15 protein-coding genes are annotated in these 19,207 nt (G+C 68.7%); 7 read left to right on the forward strand and 8 right to left on the reverse strand.

The annotated features are described in order from the left end of the window. Positions 1-2: 2 nt before the first annotated feature. Together PcP3B5_RS21485 and PcP3B5_RS21490 are read right to left on the reverse strand one after the other, a co-directional pair. Complete coding sequence (locus tag PcP3B5_RS21485; RefSeq protein WP_061562357.1) at positions 3-590, reverse strand: tRNA-uridine aminocarboxypropyltransferase; 588 nt, start codon at positions 588-590, stop codon at positions 3-5. Further along, positions 587-1,483 carry a LysR family transcriptional regulator gene (locus PcP3B5_RS21490; protein WP_009623521.1) on the reverse strand — a complete coding sequence of 299 codons (897 nt, stop codon included), beginning with the start codon at positions 1,481-1,483 and terminating at the stop codon, positions 587-589. Before PcP3B5_RS21490 ends, PcP3B5_RS21485 begins: the two co-directional genes overlap by 4 nt. A gap of 286 nt (positions 1,484-1,769) precedes the next feature. Between PcP3B5_RS21490 and speB the strand changes: the two genes are divergently transcribed. The 6 genes from speB (at position 1,770) to PcP3B5_RS21520 (ending at position 8,903) form a co-directional block, all read left to right on the forward strand. Then, complete coding sequence (gene speB, locus PcP3B5_RS21495) at positions 1,770-2,729, forward strand: agmatinase (RefSeq protein ID WP_058072822.1); 960 nt, start codon at positions 1,770-1,772, stop codon at positions 2,727-2,729. A gap of 10 nt (positions 2,730-2,739) precedes the next feature. Next, positions 2,740-3,144, forward strand: coding sequence for a YybH family protein (locus PcP3B5_RS21500; RefSeq protein WP_009623523.1), 405 nt, complete (start codon positions 2,740-2,742; stop codon positions 3,142-3,144). Between the two features lie 25 nt (positions 3,145-3,169). Continuing rightward, positions 3,170-4,684, forward strand: coding sequence for a purine-cytosine permease family protein (locus PcP3B5_RS21505; RefSeq protein WP_061562358.1), 1,515 nt, complete (start codon positions 3,170-3,172; stop codon positions 4,682-4,684). A 118-nt stretch (positions 4,685-4,802) separates the two neighbouring features. Beyond that, the gene (locus tag PcP3B5_RS21510) at positions 4,803-6,182 is read left to right on the forward strand and encodes a sodium:solute symporter family protein (RefSeq protein WP_043312816.1); all 1,380 of its coding nucleotides are present in this window, start codon (positions 4,803-4,805) and stop codon (positions 6,180-6,182) included. A 93-nt stretch (positions 6,183-6,275) separates the two neighbouring features. Then, positions 6,276-7,877: a 5-guanidino-2-oxopentanoate decarboxylase gene (locus PcP3B5_RS21515; protein WP_061562359.1), complete on the forward strand. Its 1,602-nt coding sequence runs from the start codon at positions 6,276-6,278 to the stop codon at positions 7,875-7,877. A 300-nt stretch (positions 7,878-8,177) separates the two neighbouring features. Beyond that, the gene (locus PcP3B5_RS21520) at positions 8,178-8,903 is read left to right on the forward strand and encodes an MBL fold metallo-hydrolase (protein WP_009623527.1); all 726 of its coding nucleotides are present in this window, start codon (positions 8,178-8,180) and stop codon (positions 8,901-8,903) included. A 69-nt stretch (positions 8,904-8,972) separates the two neighbouring features. Here PcP3B5_RS21520 and PcP3B5_RS32345 read toward each other — a convergent pair whose 3' ends face one another. From PcP3B5_RS32345 to PcP3B5_RS21535, 4 genes are all read right to left on the reverse strand, one after another. After that, a complete protein-coding gene (locus PcP3B5_RS32345; RefSeq protein ID WP_009623528.1) occupies positions 8,973-9,104 on the reverse strand; it encodes a PA1414 family protein in 132 nt (43 codons plus the stop codon). A 155-nt stretch (positions 9,105-9,259) separates the two neighbouring features. Then, a complete protein-coding gene (locus tag PcP3B5_RS21525; RefSeq protein WP_009623530.1) occupies positions 9,260-10,192 on the reverse strand; it encodes a DMT family transporter in 933 nt (310 codons plus the stop codon). A gap of 189 nt (positions 10,193-10,381) precedes the next feature. Then, on the reverse strand, positions 10,382-11,482 hold the full coding sequence (locus PcP3B5_RS21530; RefSeq protein ID WP_043312808.1) for an extracellular solute-binding protein: 1,101 nt from the start codon (positions 11,480-11,482) through the stop codon (positions 10,382-10,384). Positions 11,483-11,508: 26 nt separating this feature from the next. After that, positions 11,509-12,549, reverse strand: a complete 1,041-nt coding sequence (locus PcP3B5_RS21535; protein WP_061562360.1) for a histone deacetylase family protein — start codon at positions 12,547-12,549, stop codon at positions 11,509-11,511. A gap of 223 nt (positions 12,550-12,772) precedes the next feature. Here PcP3B5_RS21535 and PcP3B5_RS21540 point away from each other — a divergent pair, with 223 nt between their 5' ends. Beyond that, positions 12,773-15,205 (forward strand): DUF3772 domain-containing protein, encoded by a 2,433-nt coding sequence (locus PcP3B5_RS21540; RefSeq protein WP_061562361.1) that lies wholly within the window; start codon positions 12,773-12,775, stop codon positions 15,203-15,205. A 716-nt stretch (positions 15,206-15,921) separates the two neighbouring features. On the opposite strand, the gene PcP3B5_RS21545 is transcribed toward PcP3B5_RS21540, so the two are convergent. Together PcP3B5_RS21545 and fabF are read right to left on the reverse strand one after the other, a co-directional pair. Further along, positions 15,922-17,844: a DEAD/DEAH box helicase gene (locus PcP3B5_RS21545; protein WP_061562362.1), complete on the reverse strand. Its 1,923-nt coding sequence runs from the start codon at positions 17,842-17,844 to the stop codon at positions 15,922-15,924. Between the two features lie 85 nt (positions 17,845-17,929). Next, positions 17,930-19,207: a beta-ketoacyl-ACP synthase II gene (gene fabF / locus PcP3B5_RS21550; protein ID WP_061562363.1), complete on the reverse strand. Its 1,278-nt coding sequence runs from the start codon at positions 19,205-19,207 to the stop codon at positions 17,930-17,932.

Consider the following 19,207-nt stretch of genomic DNA (forward strand, 5'->3'; position numbering starts at 1 on the left):
GCTTACCTCCGATGGTTCCGCACGAAGACATCCTCCCCCATCGCTGCGATCTGCCCGTCGATCAGCGCCTCGAACGGTCTCAGCAGCGCGTCAAAGGACTGCGGTGCATCCAGCGCGTTCAGGGCGTGCACCACCGCCTCGATGGTCGACAGCGCGCCCTCGGCCGGTGCCTTGCGCAGGCGGTAGCGCGAGGTCAGGCCTTCGGGCAGCACCACCCGCGGCAGGGCCGCCAGGTTGGGGTTGAGGTGCAGCAGCTTGCGCGCCTTGCGCCAGGTGCCGTCGGGGACCACCAGCAGGCGCGGCCGGGTGGCCGGGCGGGCGGCCAGTTCGGCGAGGGGGATGGCGTTTTCGCCGGGGAACAGCAGCCAGGCGTCCTCGGCGGACAGGTCGAGGTCGCTGAAGTCCTCGCCCACCCGCAGTTCGGCGTTGGCCAGGCCGAGGGCCGCCAGGCGGGCGGTGTTCAGGGCGTGGCCGGCTTCGCTGGGGTGTTGCAGCAGGAGCACGCGGGTGCGGTTGTCCAGGTGCGGGATCAGCGCGCACAGGCAATGGCCGGCCGGGCGCAGGCAGCGTTCGCAGCGGGCGCGGCTCATGGCTTGCCCGGCTGCGTGCGCAGCAGGTCGCGGAAGTTCTGGATCAGCGGCTCGCGGGAGCGGCCGCGGCGCAGGATCAGCGAGAACGGCGCCTGGTAGCCGAAGGTGGCCGGCGACAGCGCGCGCAGCCTGCCCTGCTCCACCCAGGAATGTGCGTAGTGCTCGGGCAGGTAGCCGATGTAGCCGCCGGAGAGGATGAGGATCAGCTGCGCTTCCATGCTTTCCACCGTCGCCGCGCTGTGCTTGAAGCCGTGGCGCGCCAGTTCCGCCTGGCTCCAGTAGCCGCGGCCGACCATGCGCTGCTGGGTGATCAGCTCGGCGGGGATGCGCCGGCCGTCGAACAGCGGGTGGCGGTCGCTGCAGTACAGCCAGTGCTGTTCGCGATACAGCGGCTGGTAGACCAGGCCGTTCATGCGGCTGAAGAAGGAGCCGATGGCCAGGTCCAGGCGGTTGTCCAGCACCGCCAGTTGCAGTTCGTAGGGGCTTTGTACCTGCAGGTGCAGGTGCACCGCCGGGTGCAGACTGCTGAAGGAGCCGATGACGTCGGCCAGCGGCAGCGCCGGGTCGCTCACCGTGGAGTCGAGCACGCCGAGGTTGAGGGTGCCGCGCAGTTCGCCCTTCAGGGTCGCCGCGTAGCGCTCGAAGCCTTCCAGTTCGCCGAGGATGCGCAGGGTTTCCTGGTGGAACAGCTCGCCCTTGCTGGTCAGGCCGAAGCCGCCGCGGCCGCGGTGGCAGAGCACGATGCCCAGCTGGTTCTCCAACTGGCTCATGTAGGTGCTGATGGCCGAGGTCGACAGGTTCAGCTCCTGCTGCGCCGAGGCGAAGCCCTGGTTGCGCACCACGCAGGCGAAAATCCGCAGAAGCTTGACGTCGGGCAGGGCGCTGGCGCTCATGAAGGGCTCCGCAATTCGAGGTGGAGGGGCTCCAGTTCAGCAGTCACTGGACTGGCAATCGGCCAGACCGTCCGTCGCCGCCCGGCCTGCAAGGCACATACGACGGGGCTGGCGCCGCGGGGGCTGCGACAGGGCAGCGCAGTCTAGCCGTGGAAATAAGTTTAGAAAACTCTGAACTGATTATTTGTAGCCAGCGATTTTTCCCACTACCGGGCATGACCAGAATCCGGCCTCAGTATCAACAAGCCTGTTTCCACGAAAACAGCGATTCCCGTGAGGCCTACCCATGGACAAGAAACTCCACCAGCCCCTGGGCGGAAACGAAATGCCGCGCTTCGGCGGCATCGCCACCATGATGCGCCTGCCGCATATCCAGGCCCCCGAACAGCTCAACGAGCTCGACGCCGCCTTCGTCGGCGTGCCCCTGGACATCGGCACCTCCCTGCGCTCCGGCACCCGTTTCGGGCCGCGCGAGATCCGCGCCGAGTCGGTGATGATCCGTCCATACAACATGGCCACCGGCGCCGCCCCGTTCGATTCGCTGAACATCGCCGACATCGGTGACGTGGCGATCAACACCTTCAACCTGCTGGAGGCCGTGCGCATCATCGAGGAGGCCTACGACAAGATCCTCGACCACGGCATCGTCCCGCTGACCCTCGGCGGCGACCACACCATCACCCTGCCGATCCTGCGCGCCATCCACAAGAAGCACGGCAAGGTCGGCCTGGTGCACATCGACGCCCACGCCGACGTCAACGACCACATGTTCGGCGAGAAGATCGCCCACGGCACCACCTTCCGCCGCGCCGTGGAAGAAGGCCTGCTGGATTGCGACCGGGTGGTGCAGATCGGCCTGCGCGCCCAGGGCTACACCGCCGAGGACTTCAACTGGAGCCGTAAGCAGGGCTTCCGCGTGGTCCAGGCCGAGGAGTGCTGGCACCAGTCGCTGGCGCCGCTGATGGCCGAAGTGCGCGAGAAGGTCGGCGGCGGCCCGGTGTACCTGTCGTTCGACATCGACGGCATCGACCCGGCCTGGGCGCCGGGCACCGGCACCCCGGAAATCGGCGGCCTGACCACCATCCAGGCGATGGAGATCGTGCGCGGCTGCCAGGGCCTGGACATCATCGGCTGCGACCTGGTCGAGGTCTCCCCGCCCTACGACACCACCGGCAACACCTCGTTGCTCGGCGCCAACCTGCTGTACGAAATGCTCTGCATCCTCCCGGGCGTACAGCGCCGCTGAGTGACCCCAAATGCATAACGACGCCTGCGTAGCACAGGTGCTGGAGGCTGCCCGCGCGCTCGTGGCAGCCTTCGCGCGCACCGACACCGAGGCCTATTTCGCGGCCTTCAGCGAAGACGCCAGCTTCATCTTCCACAACTGGCCGCAGCCGCTGCGCACCCGCGCGGCCTACCGCGAGGTGTGGGAGAGCTGGTTGCGCGACGACGGCTTCGAGGTCCTCGACTGCCAGTCCAGCAACACCTTCGTCAGCCTGCAGGGCGAGGACGTGGCGATCTTCAGCCACGACGTCGCCACGCGGCTGCGCATCCAGGGAACGGAGAGCCTGAACCACGAACGGGAGACCATCGTCTTCCGCCGTGAACAACAACAAGGCCGCTGGCTGGCCGTCCACGAGCACCTGTCGCCTACGCCATGAGGCGGGACTTTCCCGGGAGGAAGTCATGGATAACAAGAACAACCAACACGCAATCACCACCATCGAGACATTCGGCGTCGAGCAGATTCCCGACGCCGAGCGCAACGCCACGCCCACCGACCTGTTCCGCATGATCTTCGGCGGCGCCAACACCTTCGCCACCGCCGTGCTCGGCAGCTTCCCGGTGCTCTTCGGGCTGTCGTTCCAGGCCGGCGCCTGGGCCATCGTCCTGGGCGTGCTGGTCGGCGCGCTAATCCTCGCGCCCATGGGCCTGTTCGGCCCGATCAACGGCACCAACAACGCGGTCTCCTCCGGCGCGCACTTCGGCGTGCACGGGCGGATCGTCGGCTCCTTCCTGTCGCTGCTGACCGCCATCGCCTTCTTCTCGCTGTCGGTGTGGAGCTCGGGCGACGCCCTGGTCGGCGGCGCCAAGCGCCTGTTCGGCCTGCCGGAAACCGACCTCACCCTGGGTCTGGCCTACGGCCTGTTCGCGGTGCTGGTGCTGGTGGTGTGCATCTACGGCTTCCGCTTCATGCTGCTGGTCAACAAGATCGCCGTGTGGGCCGCCAGCCTGCTGTTCCTGCTGGGCGTGTTCGCCTTCGCCGGCCCCTTCGACGCCGCTTACGCCGGCAGCGTGCAGCTGGGCAGCGCGGGCTTCTGGGCCGCCTTCATCGGCGCCACCCTGCTGGCCATGAGCAACCCGGTGTCGTTCGGCGCCTTCCTCGGCGACTGGGCCCGCTACATCCCGCGCGAAACCTCGAAAAAACGCATCATGCTGGCGGTGCTGCTGTCGCAGCTGGCCACGCTGATCCCGTTCTTCTTCGGCCTGGTCACCGCCACCATCGTCGCCGTGAAAGCGCCGGACTACATCGCCGCGAACAACTACGTCGGCGGCCTGCTGGCCATCTCGCCGAGCTGGTTCTTCCTGCCGGTGTGCCTGATCGCCACCATCGGCGGCATGTCCACCGGCACCACCTCGCTGTACGGCACCGGCCTGGACATGTCCAGCGTGTTCCCGCGCCTGCTCAACCGCGTGCAGGCCACCCTGTTCATCGGCCTGCTGTCGATCGCCTTCATCTTCATCGGCCGCTTCGCCGCCAACCTGGTGCAGAGCGTGTCCACCTTCGCCGTGCTGATCATCACCTGCACCAGCCCCTGGATGGTGATCATGATCCTCGGCCTGATCGTACGCCGCGGCTTCTACCACGCCGACGACCTGCAGGTGTTCACCCGTGGCCAGCAAGGCGGCGCCTACTGGTTCCACCGCGGCTGGAACTGGCGCGGCATGGGCGCCTGGATCCCCAGCGCGCTGGCCGGCCTGTGCTTCGTCAACCTGCCGGGGCAGTTCGTCGGCCCGCTGGGCGAGCTGGCCGGCGGCATCGACATCAGCCTGCCGGTGACCCTCGGCCTCGCCGCCCTGCTCTACCTGGCGCTGCTGCGCACCTTCCCGGAATCCGCCGGGGTGTACGGCCCGCAAGGCCCGCGCTGGGTCGGCAGCCACGACCGCCCGGTGCTCGGCATCAACGAGCCGGCGGCCTGAACCCGCGACACCCGTAGTACCCGTGAGACGCCGACGAGCCGGTCGCCACCGGTCCGCCGGCCTACCGCCCGCCAGCCGCGGGCGGCAACAATGACAATTCGAGTGTGAGGAGCCGATCATGGCCTTGGATATAATCGTCGTTCTGATCTATGCCGCCGGCATGCTGGTACTGGGCTGGTACGGCATGCGCCGGGCGAAGACCCACGAGGACTTCCTGGTAGCGGGACGCAACCTGGGCCCGTCGTTCTACATGGGCACCATGGCCGCCACCGTGCTCGGCGGCGCCTCCACCGTCGGCACCGTGCGCCTTGGCTACGTCCACGGCATCTCCGGCTTCTGGCTGTGCGCCGCGCTGGGCGCCGGCATCATTGCGCTGAACCTGTTCCTGGCCAAGCCGCTGCTGAAGCTGCGCATCTTCACCGTCACCCAGGTGCTGGAACGCCGCTACAACCCCATGGCGCGCCAGGCCAGCGCGGTGATCATGTTCGCCTACGCGCTGATGATCGGCACCGTCTCCACCCTGGCCATCGGCACCGTGATGCAGGTGCTGTTCGGCCTGCCATTCTGGGTCTCGATCCTGCTCGGCGGCGGCGTGGTGGTGGTCTACTCGACCATCGGCGGCATGTGGTCGCTGACCCTCACCGACATCGTCCAGTTCATCATCAAGACCGTCGGCCTGATGTTCCTGCTGCTGCCGATCTGCCTGTACCGCGTGGGCGGCTGGGACGAACTGGTGGCCAAGCTGCCGGCCAGCGCCTTCAGCTTCCACACCATCGGCTACGACACCATCATCACCTACTTCCTGATCTACTTCTTCGGCATCCTCATCGGCCAGGACATCTGGCAGCGCGTGTTCACCGCGCGCAGCGAGGGCGTGGCCAAGTACGCCGGCACCGCCGCCGGCGTGTACTGCGTGATCTACGGCCTGGTCGGCGCGCTGATCGGCATGTGCGCCAAGGTCCTGCTGCCCGACCTGGACAACGTCAACAACGCCTTCGCCGCCATCGTCCAGGCCTCGCTGCCGGACGGCATCCGCGGCCTGGTGATCGCCGCCGCCCTGGCCGCGATGATGTCCACCGCCAGCGCCGGCCTGCTGGCCGCCTCCACCACCCTGACCGAGGACCTGCTGCCGAAACTGCGCGGCGGCAAGACCTCCAGCCTGGGCATCAACCGCCTGTTCACCGCCCTCACCGGCCTGGTGGTGCTGGCCATCGCCCTGGTGGTGAACGACGTGATCAGCGCCCTGACCCTGGCCTACAACCTGCTGGTGGGCGGCATGCTGATCCCGCTGATCGGCGCCATCTACTGGAAGCGCGCCACCACCGCCGGCGCCATCACCAGCATGACCCTGGGCTTCGTCACCGCCCTGGCGTTCATGCTCAAGGATGGCTTCGACGCCAACACGCCGATCTACTACAGCCTGGCCGTCGGCCTGGTGAGCTTCGTCGTGGTCAGCCTGCTGTCGCGCCGCCCGCAGGCGGCCGCCAGCGTCGCCTGACGCGTACGCGGCGATGAACAAGGGCGCGGCGAGTCGATCTCCGCGCCCTCTTCGTTTGAGAAACCTCCTCACCCACGAACAAAAGGAACTGCCATGACCACCTGCGGCGAATTCCTCGTCAAGCAACTCGAAGCCTGGGGCGTGGACACCGTCTTCGGCATCCCCGGCGTGCATACCGTCGAGCTCTACCGCGGCCTGCCGGGCAGCGCCATCCGCCACGTCACCCCGCGCCACGAGCAGGGCGCCGGCTTCATGGCCGACGGCTACGCGCGCGTCACCGGCAAGCCGGGCGTGTGCTTCATCATCACCGGCCCGGGCATGACCAACATCCTCACCGCCATGGGCCAGGCCTACGCCGACTCCATCCCGATGCTGGTGATCAGCAGCGTCAACGAGCGCTCGCGCCTGGCCCACGGCAACGGCTACCTGCACGAGCTGCCCGACCAGCGCGCCATGACCGCCGGGGTGAGCGCCTTCAGCCACACCCTGATGAGCGTCGAGGAGCTGCCGGCGGTGCTGGCCCGCGCCTTCGCCGTGTTCGACAGCGAGCGCCCGCGCCCGGTGCACATCGAGCTGCCGCTGGACATCATCACCGCCCCCGCCGAGCACATGCAGGTGCGCCCGCGCGTGCAACTGGCGCGCCCGGCCCCGGCGCGCTCGCCGCTGCACGAAGCGGCGGCCAAGCTGGCCAAGGCGCAGAAGCCGCTGCTGCTGCTCGGCGGCGGTTGCGTGGCCGCCCAGGCCGAAGCCCGCGCCCTGGCCACCGCGCTGGACGCCCCCACCGCGCTGACCGTCAACGCCAAGGGCCTGCTGCAGCCGGAGCACCCGCTGCTGGTCGGCAGCAACCAGTCGCTGGTGCCGGTGCGTGAACTGGCGCTGGAGGCCGACGTGGTCCTGGCCATCGGCACCGAGCTGGGCGAGACCGACTACGACGTGGTGTTCGACGGCAACTTCCGCATCGGCGGCGAGCTGATCCGCATCGACATCGACCCGCAGCAGCTGATGCGCAACCAGGTCCCGGGCATCGCCATCCAGGCCGACGCCCGCACCGCCATGCGCGCCCTGCTGGAACTGCTGCCGGCCCGCCAGGCCAGCGCCGACAGCCCCGGGGCCCAGCGCGCGGCCAAGGTGCGCGCGCAGCTGGCCGAGGACTTCAGCGGCTGGGCGCACTACCGCACGCTGTTCGGCAAGATTCTCGAAGCGCTGCCGGACGCCCGCTTCGTCGGCGACTCCACCCAGACCGTGTACAGCGGCAACCACCTGGTGGAACTGGACGGCGGCCGCCGCTGGTTCAACTCCGCCAGCGGCTACGGCACCCTCGGCTACGGCCTGCCGGCGGCCATCGGCGCCAAGCTCGGCGAACCGGGCCGCCCGGTGATCAGCCTGATGGGCGACGGCGGCCTGCAGTTCACCCTGCCGGAGCTGGCCAGCGCCGTGGAGGCCAGGGTGGGCATCATCGTGCTGCTGTGGAACAACCACGGCTACGGCGAGATCAAGCGCTACATGGAGCGCCGCGACATCACCCCGCTGGGTGTGGATATCTATACGCCGGACTTCCTCGCCATCGCCCGCGGCTTCGGCTGCGAAGCGGAGCGGGCGCGGGATTACGAGCACCTGCAAGAGTTGCTGCGCAATGCGCCGAGTGATCGGCCGTTGATCGTGGAAGTAATGGAGGCGGCGCCGTTCGCGCCTTGAGGCGATGGAGTGAGGCGCGGCAACCCTCTCCCCCCGCCCTCTCCCTGAAGGGAGAGGGAGCCTGTCCGTGCCCGCTGAAAGTCATGTGCTCCAACTCATGCCAAGGCATCCGGCGAACACAGAAACCCCAGCACACGCCGAACGGTCCCCTCTCCCTTCAGGGAGAGGGTTAGGGAGAGGGAAAGGCCTCCCACCCAGCACCACCCTCACAGGTATGCCACCCTGTAGGAGCGGGCCCTGCCCGCGAAATCGCGCGCAGGGCGCGCTCCTACACAAACCACAAAGACACCAGGCCCCAGCATGAAAATCGTCACCCGCGACCGCTGGTTCGAAGTCCGCCACTGCTACGACGGCGTCAGCCTGATCCACGAGCCCTGGGTGCGGCCCTTCTACCGCTGCAACATGTGGCACATCCAGGGCCGCGAGCGCGACCTGCTGGTGGACAGCGGCTCCGGCCTGGTCAGCCTGCGCGAGCAGTTGCCCTGGCTCACCGAGCGGCCGCTGCTGGCGGTGGCCAGCCATACCCACTTCGACCACATCGCCGGCCACCACGAATTCCCCGAGCGCCTGTGCCACCCGGCCGAGGCCGACATCCTCGCCAGCCCCGACGGCGAGCGCACCCTGGCCACGGCCTTCGTCGGCGACGAGATGTTCGAAGCGCACCCGGACTGCCCGCTGTGCTACGCCGAGTACCGGGTGAAGGCCGCGCCGGCCACGCGCACCATCGACGAAGGCGACGTGCTCGACCTGGGCGACCGCGTGCTGGAGGTGCTGCATACCCCCGGCCATTCACCGGGCGGCATCAGCCTGTGGGAAGCACGGACGCAGACGCTGTTCTCCGGCGACATCGTCTACGACGGCCCGCTGATCGAGGATGCCTACCACTCCAACCTGGACGACTACGCGCGCAGCCTGGAGCGTCTGCGCCAGCTACCAGTGCGCACCGTGCACGGCGGGCACTTCCCGAGCTTTTCCGGGGAGCGCCTGCGGCAGATCATCGACGAGTGGTTCGCGGCCCACGGCTGAAATACCGGGACCCAACGCAATCTGCCCGCGTGAGCGGGCAGAAGGTGTGTCCAGCAGATGCTTCAGGAGTCAGCGTCGGCGTTGCTGTGCGTAGCGCCGTTGCTCATCGCTTGGAATGGGAATGGGTTGCAGGCGCGGAGGCTCGATGAGGCCGAGCGTGACACCCAGTTTCCATGCCAGGGTTTGCAGCCAGAGTTTCATGGGATGCCTCCTTTGCGGCGGAAGGGTCGGGCGGCCCGCTTCCGGGCCGCCCTAAGAGTAGAGTAGCCCGGCGTCCCACTCTCCGCCCGTGCCACTCACTCCTTGCAACAAAGACTACGCGTCGGCCGGCCGCGATCCGCTGACCTGGATCAAGTTCAGGCACGCTTGCCGCGCAATGCCCGGCGCACCCACGCCTCGCCGCTGACCAGGGAAATCCCCGCCAGCACCAGCGCCGCCCCGGCGACGAAGTTCCAGGCCAGCGGCTCGTGCAGCAACAGCACGCCGAAGGCGATGCCGAACAGCGGCGTCATGAAGGAGAATACCGCCAGGTTCGACGCCAGGTAGCGGCGCAGCAGCCAGAACCAGGCGAAATAGCTGAAGAAGGACACCACCACGCCCTGGAACAGCACGCTGCCCACGCCCAGCGCGGTGAAGCGCACGTTGCCGAACTCGCCCAGGGCCAGGGCGATGAAGGGCAGCAGCAGCGCGGCGGCGAACAACTGGTAGAACAGCGTCAGGCTGGTCGGCGCCTCCGACAGCCGCGTGCTGCGCACCACCACCGTGGTGGCGCCCCAGGAGGCCCCGGCGAGCACGCCGAAGAAATCCCCCAGCAGCATGCGGCTGTCCATGTGCCGCAGGTCGAAACCGCCGCCGAAGCACAGGGCGATGCCGCCGAAGCACACCGCGATGCCCAGCCACTGCAGCGGCCGCAGGCGCTCGCTGGGCAGCAGGAAGTGCAGGCCCAGGGCGGAGAAGATCGGCGCCGTGTAGATGAACACCGCCATGTGCGAGGCGCTGGTGTACACCAGGCCCTGGGCGATGAACAGGAACTCCATGGCGAACAGCAGCCCGGCCAGCGCGCCGCCGGCCAGGGTGCCGCCCGCGGCCTTCCAGTCGCCGCGCCAGAGCACCAGCAGGCCCACCAGCGTGGCGGCCAGCAGGTTGCGGGCGAAGGCCTGCATGATCGGCGCTATGTCGCCGGCGGCGAGCTTCACCGCCACCTGCTGCACGCCCCAGATCAGGCACAGCAGCAGCATCGCTTGCAGGGCGAAGGCGTCGGCGCCTTTGCGCGGGGGTAGCGGCGTCATATGCACCTCCGCAGTCCGGGCGAAGGAAGGGAGCAACGGCAGCAAGGCAGTTTCATGGCAAGGCTCGGCAGTGAGCGGGCACCAAGACGAGGAAACGGCGGTACCCCAAGGGTATACCGCCGATTATTCCAGTTAAGCGACGAACGGCACCAGCGCAAATCCGACACCGCCGGCCGCCAGGGCGTCAACTTACTGCCCGGTCTTGACCTTGCTCCAGGTGCGGGTGCGGATGCGCTCCAGCTTCGGCGGCAGCATCTCCACCGAGTACAGCTTGGCCTGCACCTCGGCCGGCGGGTAGACGTTGGGGTTGTCGCGCAGGTCGGCGGAAATCAGCTTGTCCGCCGCCTGGTTGGGGTTGGCGTAGGCCACGTAGTCGGAGATCGGCGCCACCACCTCCGGGCGCAGCAGGTAGTTGAGGAAGGCGTGGGCCTGCTCGACGTTCTGCGCGTCCCTGGGGATGGTCAGCACATCGAACCAGGCCGCGGTGCCCTCCTTGGGAATGCGGTATTCGATGTGGATGCCGTTGTTCGCCTCCTTGGCGCGGTTGGCCGCCTGCATGGCACCGCCGGACCAGGCCATGGCCACGCAGACGTCACCATTGGCGAGGTCGGTGACGAACTTCGAGGAGCTGAAGTAGGTGATGTACGGGCGCAGGCTGCTCAGTAGCGCCTCGGCCTTGGCATAGTCCGCGGGGTCGTGGCTGTTGGGCGACAGCCCCAGGTAATGCAGGGCCTCGGGGATCACCTCGGTGGGCGAGTCGAGGAAGGCCACGCCGCACTGCTTGAGCTTGGCGAGGTTCTCCGGCTTGAAGATCAGGTCCCAGGAATCCACCGGCGCGTCGGCGCCGAGGATGGCCTTCACCTTGTCGACGTTGTAGGCGACGCCGTTGGTGCCCCACATGTACGGCATGGCGTACTGGTTGCCCGGGTCCTTGCTCTCCAGCACCTTGAGCAGCGCCGGGTTGAGGTTCTTCCAGTTCGGCAGCTTGCTCTTGTCCAGCTTCTGGAACACGCCGGCCTTGAGGTAGTTGGGCAGGAAGCTGTCGCTGGGCACCACCAGGTCGTAGCCCGAATGCCCGGAGAGCAGCTTGGCCTCCAGCACCTCGTTGCTGTCGTAGACGTCGTACTTGGGCGCAATGCCGCTGTCCTTCTGGAAGCCCTTGAGGGTGTCCGGGCCGATGTAGTCGAACCAGTTGTAGATGCGCACCACCGGCTCGGCGCTGGCGATGCCGGCGGCGGCCAGCAGCGCGGCGCCGAGCAGGCCGCGGATAATCTTGTTGTTCTTGCGCATGAGTCGCTCCTCGAAACGGCGCGCCCTTAGAGAGCGGCGCCCTCGTAACCCTGCAGGACGTTGACCGCATTGACGCCGATGGCCTCGACCGCGTAGCCGCCTTCCATGATGAACAGCGTCGGCAGGCCGAGGGCGGCGATGCGCTCGCCCATGCGCAGGTAGTCCGGGGAGTCCAGCTTGAACTGGGAGATGGGGTCGTCCTTGTAGGTGTCCACGCCCAGGGACACCACCACCGCGTCCGGCGCGTAGGCGGCGATCTTCCGGCAGGCGTCCTCCAGGGCGGCGGACCAGCCGTCCCAGCCGGTGCCGTGGGCCAGCGGGTAGTTGTGGTTGAAGCCTTCGCCCGCCCCTTCGCCGCGCTCGTCGGCGTGGCCGAGGAAGTACGGGTACTCCACCAGCGGGTCGCCGTGGATCGAGGCGAACAGCACGTCGCCGCGGTTGTAGAACAGCTCCTGAGTGCCGTTGCCGTGGTGGTAGTCGACGTCGAGGATGGCCACGCGCTTGGCGCCCTGGTCGAGGAAGGCCTGGGCGACCACGGAGGCGTTGTTGATGAAGCAGTAACCGCCCATGAAGTCGCTGCCGGCGTGGTGGCCCGGCGGGCGGCAGAGGCCGAAGGCGGTGCGCGCGCCCTGGCGCATGTGGTCCTGGGCGGTCAGCGCGACCTGCGCCGAGCTGTACACGGCCTGCCAGGTGCCGGCGGTGATCGGCGCCTCGGTGTCGAAGCTGTAGTGGCCCAGCTCGCCCATCAGGGCGGTGGGGATGGGGCCGTCGCGGCGCAGGCGGCGGCCCGGGAAGGTGGTGGAGACCAGGTCGCCGCTGTGGCCCTCGGCGGCCCAGCGGGCCCAGGCGCCCTTGAGGAAGGCGACGTACTTCGGGTCGTGCACGCGGTGGATGGCATCCAGGCCGAAATCCTTCGGCGCGATGATCTCGCCGAGCTGCTGCGACTTCACCCGGGCCAGCACGGTGTCGGCGCGGCTGGGCATTTCGAAGCAGGGCTGGAGCTTGCCATCGACCAGTTCGGACTGGCCGAAATGCAGGCGGTGATCGTCGCTGTAGACGGTCAGCATGAGTAAAACCTCTCGGCTTTGTTGTTCTTGGTGGGGGGATTCTGCCCATTCGGGCGGCCTCGGCTGAACGGTGGCAGCGGCCAAAAGGGGATAGATATGGCCAACATTTATGGCCCTTTACTACAGTGAACCTGCGTATCCCCGCCGGCTCGCTATGCTCTGGGGAATGGCTGCCGGCCCCATCGGTCGAACGGCATGCACCTGGCGAGGGAAGGAAGAAGAGATGTCGGGGGACCGCAAGATTCTGCTCCGTTGCCTGTTGATCCTGAACCTGTTCTGCGCCGGCTGGGCCCTGGCCGCGCCGGCCCCGGGCCTGCCCGCCGACGAGTTACCGACGCTGGCCGACGACGCCGGCCTGCCGACCCTGGCCGAGCGCCTGGAAAGCATCCGCCAGGGTGTCTCCGAGCAGGTCGGCGACGACGAGCTGGCGCGCCTGCGCCTGGCCACCCTGGAGGTGCAGAGGATGGCGGGTGAGCGCGGCGACGAGCTGCAGGCCCGCCTCGACCGCCTGTCCGACCAGCTCAACGTGCTCGGCCCGCCGGTCGCGGGCGAGGCCGCCGCCCTGGCACTGCAGCGCACCGAGCTGAACCAGCAGAAGGCCGAACTGCAGGCCCAGGCCACCCAGGCCGCGCAGATCCTGCGCTCGGCCCAGGACCTGGCCGCGCAGATCGTCAACCTGCGCCGCAGCCTGTTCAACTCGCAGATCGCCACCCGCTCCGCGCCGCCCTTCAGCCCCGTCTTCTGGTCCACCCTGACGCGCCCCACCGACGACGACCTGGCGCGCCTGCGCAACCTGGGCGACAAGCTCACCGCCAGTCTGGAGGACACCTGGCATGGTGCGCGCCTGCCGCTGCTGGCCTGCCTGGTCGCCGCCGCGCTGCTGTGGATACCGGGCCGGCGCCTGCTGGAAAGGTTCGCCGGCTACCTGGCCAGCCACTTCATCCCCGAGGGCCGCCTGCGCCGCAGCAGCCTGGCCCTGGCCATCGCCCTGGCCAGCGTGGTCACCTTCGGCGGCGCCGCCGCGCTGGTCCACCAGGGCCTGGACTGGAACGAGGGCCTCGACAACGGCCTGGCCAACCTAGCCGGGCAGATGGTCACCCTGGCGGTGTTCAGCGCCTTCATCACCGGCCTGGGCCGCGCCCTGCTGATGGTCAGCCGGCCCTCCTGGCGCCTGCTGCCGATCCCGGACACTGCCGCCAGGGCGGTGGCCCACTTCCCCGGGCTGCTGGCGCTAGTGGCCATGCTGCTCGGCGCCCAGGACCGCATCAACAGCGCCATCGGCGCCAGCCTGGCGCTGACCGTGGCGGTCAACGGCCTCACCGCGCTGCTGATCGCCGTGCTCTTCGGCATCGCCCTGCTGCGCCTGCGCCGCAGCGACGAGGAGGACGAGGAACACCCGCGCCCGGCGCTGGCCGGGGTAATCCACCTCCTCGCCCTGCTGGTGGTGCTGCTGATCGTCCTGGCGCTGCTCAGCGGCTACCTGTCGCTGGCCTTCTACCTGGCCACCAAGCTGCTGTGGATCAGCGCCGTGGCGGCGACCGGCTACCTGATCACGGCCTTCTTCGGCGACCTCTGCGACACCCTGCTGTCACCGCGCCAGGCCAGCGGCAAGACCCTTGCCCGCGCCCTCGGCCTGTCGTCGCAGCACCAGGCCCAGGCCGCCACCCTGCTGTCCGGGGTGGGCCGCACCCTGCTGGTGCTGATGACGCTGATGGTGATGCTCTCGCCCACCGCCAGCACCCCCGACGAACTGCTCGCCGGCGTCGAGCGCCTGGCCCAGGGCGGCCAGGCCCTGGGCAACCTCAACATCGTCCCGCAGGACATCCTGCTGGCCCTGCTCACCCTGCTCGGCGGGCTGTTCGCCCTGCGCCTGCTCAAGCGCTGGCTGGCCGAGCGGCTGCTGCCGGAAACCAGCATGGACGCCGGCATGCGCGCCTCGCTGGTGACCCTGGTCGGCTACCTCGGCTTCGTCCTGCTCGGCCTGCTGACGCTCTCGGCCCTGCGCATCAACCTGACCAGCCTGACCTGGGTGGTCAGCGCCCTGTCGGTGGGCATCGGCTTCGGCCTGCAGGCCATCGTGCAGAACTTCATCAGCGGCCTGATCCTGCTCACCGAGCGCCCGGTGAAGGTCGGCGACTGGGTCAGCCTCGGCGGGGTGGAGGGCGACATCCGCCGGATCAACGTGCGCGCCACGGAAATCCAGCAGTCGGACAACTCCACGGTGATAGTGCCCAACTCGCAACTGATCACCCAGAACGTACGCAACGTGACCATGGGCGGCGCGCTGGGCAGCGTAGGCATCAGCCTCACGCTGCCGCTGGACACCGACGTGCACAAGGTCCGCGAACTGCTGCTGGCGGCCTACGCCGAACACCCGGCCATCCTGGAAACCCCCAGGCCCTCGGTGAGCTTCACCCAGCTCACCGACCAGGGCCTGACGCTGGCGGCCAGCGGCAGCGTCAGCAGCCCACGGGGGGTCTCCGGCGCCCGGAGCGATCTGCTGTTCACCATCTTCGGCAGGTTGCGCGAGGAAGGCATCAGCCTGGTGGCGCCAAGGAGTTTGCGGTTGGTGGGGGGTGATGGGCGGTTGGTGGAGGATTCTGCGCCTGGTGAAAAGCCAAAGCCTGAGAGCCCCTCTCCCCAGCCCTCTCCCTGAAGGGAGAGGGAGCCGTTCGGTGTGAAGAGAAGCGATGGCGCTCGCCGGCAACACCTGGCTATCAGGATGACGCGGGACATATAGCCGCTCAGAACCAGTCCCCTCTCCCTTCAGGGAGAGGGTTAGGGAGAGGGAACGGACTCAAACGACGTAGCGGAATCTCCGACGAACATCCGTTCGCGAGCAAGCTCGCTCCTACGAAAAGCCAGAGAACCCTCTCCCCAGCCCTCGGCTGCGCGCCCCGCCCTGAAGGGAGAGGGGGTCGTTCGGTGTGAAGTGAAGCGATGGCGCTCGCCGGCAACACCTGGCTATCAGGATGACGCGGGACATATAGCCGCTCAGAACCAGTCCCCTCTCCCTTCAGGGAGAGGGTTAGGGAGAGGGAACGGACTCAAACGACGTAGCGGAATCTCCGGCGAACATCCGTTCGCGAGCAAGCTCGCTCCTACGAAAAGCCAGAGCACCCTCTCCCCAGCCCTCGGCTGCGCGCCCCGCCCTGAAGGGAGAGGGGCTTGTCCGTGCCGGCGGCTAGGACAGAGTCATCCTGCAACTCCGCTGTCTCAGGCGTGCATCGAGGTGCTGCTTCACTCCAAACGGTCCCCTCTCCCTTCAGGGAGAGGGTTAGGGAGAGGGAACGGACTCAAACGACGCAGCGGAATCTCCGGCGAACATCCATTCGCGAGCAAGCTCGCTCCTACGAAAAGCCAGAGCGCCCTCTAACCCTTCCTCGCCAACACCGCCGCCGCCCCCTGCGCCTTGCGCGAGTACCAGAACACCCGGCTCACCCCGCGCGTCACGGCCACATAGGCCAATCGCAAGCTCTCATCCTGCATCGCCTGGTCATAGCTGTTGCGGAAGAACCCACTGTGCGCATACAGCACGTTGCGCAACGGATGGCGCTCCGGCGGCGCGCAGTCGTCGATGATGATCGCCACCTCCGCCTGCAGGCCCTTGGCGCGGTGGATGCTCATGGCCTTCACCGGCAACTTGGCGTCGAGCTGCGCCTGGATCTGCTGCAGCGGCTCGTTGCGTCGGCTCAGCAGCATCACCGCGGTGCTCTCACGGCTGCCGCGCTGGGCCACGTGTTCGCACTGGGCGCGGATGTCGGCCAGCAGCCTGGGCAGGTCGCGGGCCAGGTCGAAGCGGGTTTCCACGCGCACGCCATGGTCGCCCGGCTGCATCGGCTTGAAGGCGCGGCAGGTCTTGGCCTGCTTGAAATTCACCTCGGCCAGCACCGACTCGGCATCGCGGATCACCGGCTCGATGCTGCGGTAGTTGGTCTCCAGCAGCAGCACCGTGCTCTGGCGGCTGCGGCCCTTGCTGGGGAAGTGCTTGTCGAAGTCCATGAACAGCTCCGGCGAGCTGCCGCGCCAGCCGTAGATCGACTGCCAGTCGTCGCCGATGGCCATCAGGCTCGGCGCCTTGCCGCTGCGCGCCAGGAAGCGGTGCAGGGCCTGCAGCCAGAGGACGATCTGCGGCGAGATGTCCTGGAACTCGTCGATCAGCAGGTGCGTCATCGGCTCGGCCGCTTCGAGCTTGGCATCGCCTTCGGCGAAGCGCTTGGTGAGCTGCTGGAAGGCGGCGTTGAAGGTGGTCAGGCGCTGGCGCTTGAGCAGGGCCAGGAAGAAGCTCCAGTAGATGGCCAGGGCCTCGAGGAAGATCTTCTCGCGGATCGAGCAGTCCAGCTCGGCCACCTTCAGGTCCTGCGGGCGCAGGCCGAGGCTTTCCATGAAGCCGGCCTGGGTGTGGAAGACTTCCACCAGCGGCGCCTCGACGAACTCGCCGGGCAGGCGGAACGGCTGGACCGGCGCCGGGCCCGGCACTTCCTCCGGCTTCTCCAGGCCCAGCAGGCGGTGCACCTTGGCGCGGAAGGCGCCGTTGACCGCGTAGCATTCCTCGTAGGCCTCCAGCAGCAGGCGCTGCTGCGCCGGGCGCAGGCGGCCGCCGGTGAGGGGGTTGTCCGGCTCGTCGGGGTTGCGCTCCTCCAGTTGCTCGAACCAGCGCTGCTTGCCCAGCAGCTCGCGGGCCTGCACGCCCATGGCCGAGTGGAAGGTGCGCACGCATTCGCGGGCGCGGGCCATGTCGAAGGGGTACTGCCAGAAGGCGAGCACGCGCACCAGTTGTTCGCGCAGCTGCGCGCAGGAGGCGTTGGTGAAGGAAATCACCGTGACCTTGTCCGCCTCGATCCCCAGGTGGCAGAGCATGAACACCAGGCGCAGCACCAGGGTGGTGGATTTGCCGGAGCCTGCGCCGGCGAAGATGCGCGCCAGCGGCTGGCGGCAGAGGATCATCGCCCACTGCTCGTCCGACGGCGGGCTGACCACGCCGGCGCTGACCGCCTGGCGCACCCGCTCGCGCATCGCCTCGACCTGCTCCGGGCGCACCGCCAGGGCGCGCGCCGGGTAGATGCCGGCGGGGCCTTCCGCCGCAGGCTTCTCGCCCGCCTCGGCCTTGGGTTTGCGCGGCGCGCGGGGCTTGGCCGCGGCGCCGTCCTTCTTCCGCGCTGTGGCGCGCGGTTTCTTCGCCGTTGGCGCCTGGGCGGCCTCGTTCTGCTCGCGCAGGTAGGCGGTGGTGCGCGGGAAATACCGCGCCAGGGATTCGGACAACAGCAGTTTGTAGCGCCTTACGGCAGACAGCATCGGAAGGCTCCGGCCCTGGAGGATGTCGCTGAATGATAAGGGGTTTCAGTGACGATCCGACAGCGCCGGGCGCCTTGCGTTCGCCTCAGGCGCCGGTCCAGCGGCGCAACAGCACGCTGGCGTTGACTCCGCCGAAGCCGAAGCCGTTGGACAGCGCGTATTCCGTCTGCAGCGCCCGCGCCCCGCCCCGCACCAGGTCGATCCCGGCGGCGGCTTCGTCCGGCTCGTCGAGGTTGAGGGTCGCCGGGGCCAACTGGTCGCGCAGGGCCAGCAGGGTGAAGATCGCCTCCAGCCCGCCGGCCGCGCCCAGCAGGTGGCCGGTGGCGGACTTGGTGGCGCTCACCGCCACCGAGCCGGTGTCGCCGAACACCGCGCGGATGGCCGCCAGCTCGCCCTTGTCGCCCACCGGCGTGGAAGTGGCGTGGGCGTTCAGGTGGCCGATCGACGCCGGGTCGATGCCGGCCTGGGCGATGGCCAGTTGCATGGCCCGGCGCGCGCCGCTGCCGTCTTCCGGGCCGGCGGTCAGGTGGTAGGCGTCGGCGCTGGTGCCGTAGCCGACCACCTCGGCCAGCGGCTGCGCGCCGCGGGCCTGGGCGTGCTCCAGCGACTCGATCACCAGCAGCCCGGCGCCCTCGCCCATGACGAAGCCGTCGCGCTGGCGGTCGAAGGGCCGCGAGGCCTGCTGCGGGCGGTCGTTGAAGCCGCTGGACAGCGCCCGCGCCGCGGCGAAACCGCCTAGGGCAACGCGGTCGATGGAAGCCTCGGCGCCGCCGCACAGGGCGATGTCCGCCTCGCCGGCGCGGATCATCCGCGCGGCATCGCCGATGGCCTGGACGCTGGCGGCGCAGGCGGTCACCGGCGCGCCGATCGGCCCCTTGAAGCCATGGCGGATGGACACGTGGCCGGCCGCCAGGTTGACCAGGAACGACGGGATGGTGAACGGCGACAGGCGCCGCGGCCCGCGCCCGTCGGTGGTGCGTACGGCGTCGGCGATGGCGCTGAAGCCGCCGATGCCCGAGCCGATCACCGTGGCCGTGCGCGTCTGCCCGCGCTCATCCCGGGGCGCCCAGCCGGCCTGGGCCAGCGCCTCCTCGGCGGCGGCCAGGGCGAAGAGGATGAAGCGGTGCATCTTCTTCTGCTCCTTGGCCGGCGCGGCGCGCTCGGCATCGAAGCCGGCCTCGGCGTCCACGGCGATGTCCGGCACCGGGCCGCCCACCTCGCAGGGCAGGTCGCGGACGAATTCGTCGGCCAGCCGGACGATGCCGGAGCGCCCCTGCAGCAGGCGCTGCCAGGCCTTCTCGGTGCCACATCCGAGGGGGCTGACCACCCCGGTCCCGGTTACCACGATGCGTTGTACGGCCAT

Source organism: Pseudomonas citronellolis (assembly GCF_001586155.1).
GTDB classification, from domain to species: Bacteria; Pseudomonadota; Gammaproteobacteria; order Pseudomonadales; family Pseudomonadaceae; genus Pseudomonas; species Pseudomonas citronellolis.

Bases quoted from the DNA above. Each gene is read 5' to 3' on its own strand.
- PcP3B5_RS21485 (WP_061562357.1), bottom strand. From the start codon at position 590: ATGAGCCGCGCCCGCTGCGAACGCTGCCTGCGCCCGGCCGGCCATTGC.
- PcP3B5_RS21490 (WP_009623521.1), bottom strand. From the start codon at position 1,483: ATGAGCGCCAGCGCCCTGCCCGACGTCAAGCTTCTGCGGATTTTCGCC.
- speB (WP_058072822.1), top strand. From the start codon at position 1,770: ATGGACAAGAAACTCCACCAGCCCCTGGGCGGAAACGAAATGCCGCGC.
- PcP3B5_RS21500 (WP_009623523.1), top strand. From the start codon at position 2,740: ATGCATAACGACGCCTGCGTAGCACAGGTGCTGGAGGCTGCCCGCGCG.
- PcP3B5_RS21505 (WP_061562358.1), top strand. From the start codon at position 3,170: ATGGATAACAAGAACAACCAACACGCAATCACCACCATCGAGACATTC.
- PcP3B5_RS21510 (WP_043312816.1), top strand. From the start codon at position 4,803: ATGGCCTTGGATATAATCGTCGTTCTGATCTATGCCGCCGGCATGCTG.
- PcP3B5_RS21515 (WP_061562359.1), top strand. From the start codon at position 6,276: ATGACCACCTGCGGCGAATTCCTCGTCAAGCAACTCGAAGCCTGGGGC.
- PcP3B5_RS21520 (WP_009623527.1), top strand. From the start codon at position 8,178: ATGAAAATCGTCACCCGCGACCGCTGGTTCGAAGTCCGCCACTGCTAC.
- PcP3B5_RS32345 (WP_009623528.1), bottom strand. From the start codon at position 9,104: ATGAAACTCTGGCTGCAAACCCTGGCATGGAAACTGGGTGTCACGCTC.
- PcP3B5_RS21525 (WP_009623530.1), bottom strand. From the start codon at position 10,192: ATGACGCCGCTACCCCCGCGCAAAGGCGCCGACGCCTTCGCCCTGCAA.
- PcP3B5_RS21530 (WP_043312808.1), bottom strand. From the start codon at position 11,482: ATGCGCAAGAACAACAAGATTATCCGCGGCCTGCTCGGCGCCGCGCTG.
- PcP3B5_RS21535 (WP_061562360.1), bottom strand. From the start codon at position 12,549: ATGCTGACCGTCTACAGCGACGATCACCGCCTGCATTTCGGCCAGTCC.
- PcP3B5_RS21540 (WP_061562361.1), top strand. From the start codon at position 12,773: ATGTCGGGGGACCGCAAGATTCTGCTCCGTTGCCTGTTGATCCTGAAC.
- PcP3B5_RS21545 (WP_061562362.1), bottom strand. From the start codon at position 17,844: ATGCTGTCTGCCGTAAGGCGCTACAAACTGCTGTTGTCCGAATCCCTG.
- fabF (WP_061562363.1), bottom strand. From the start codon at position 19,207: ATGGCCGTACAACGCATCGTGGTAACCGGGACCGGGGTGGTCAGCCCC.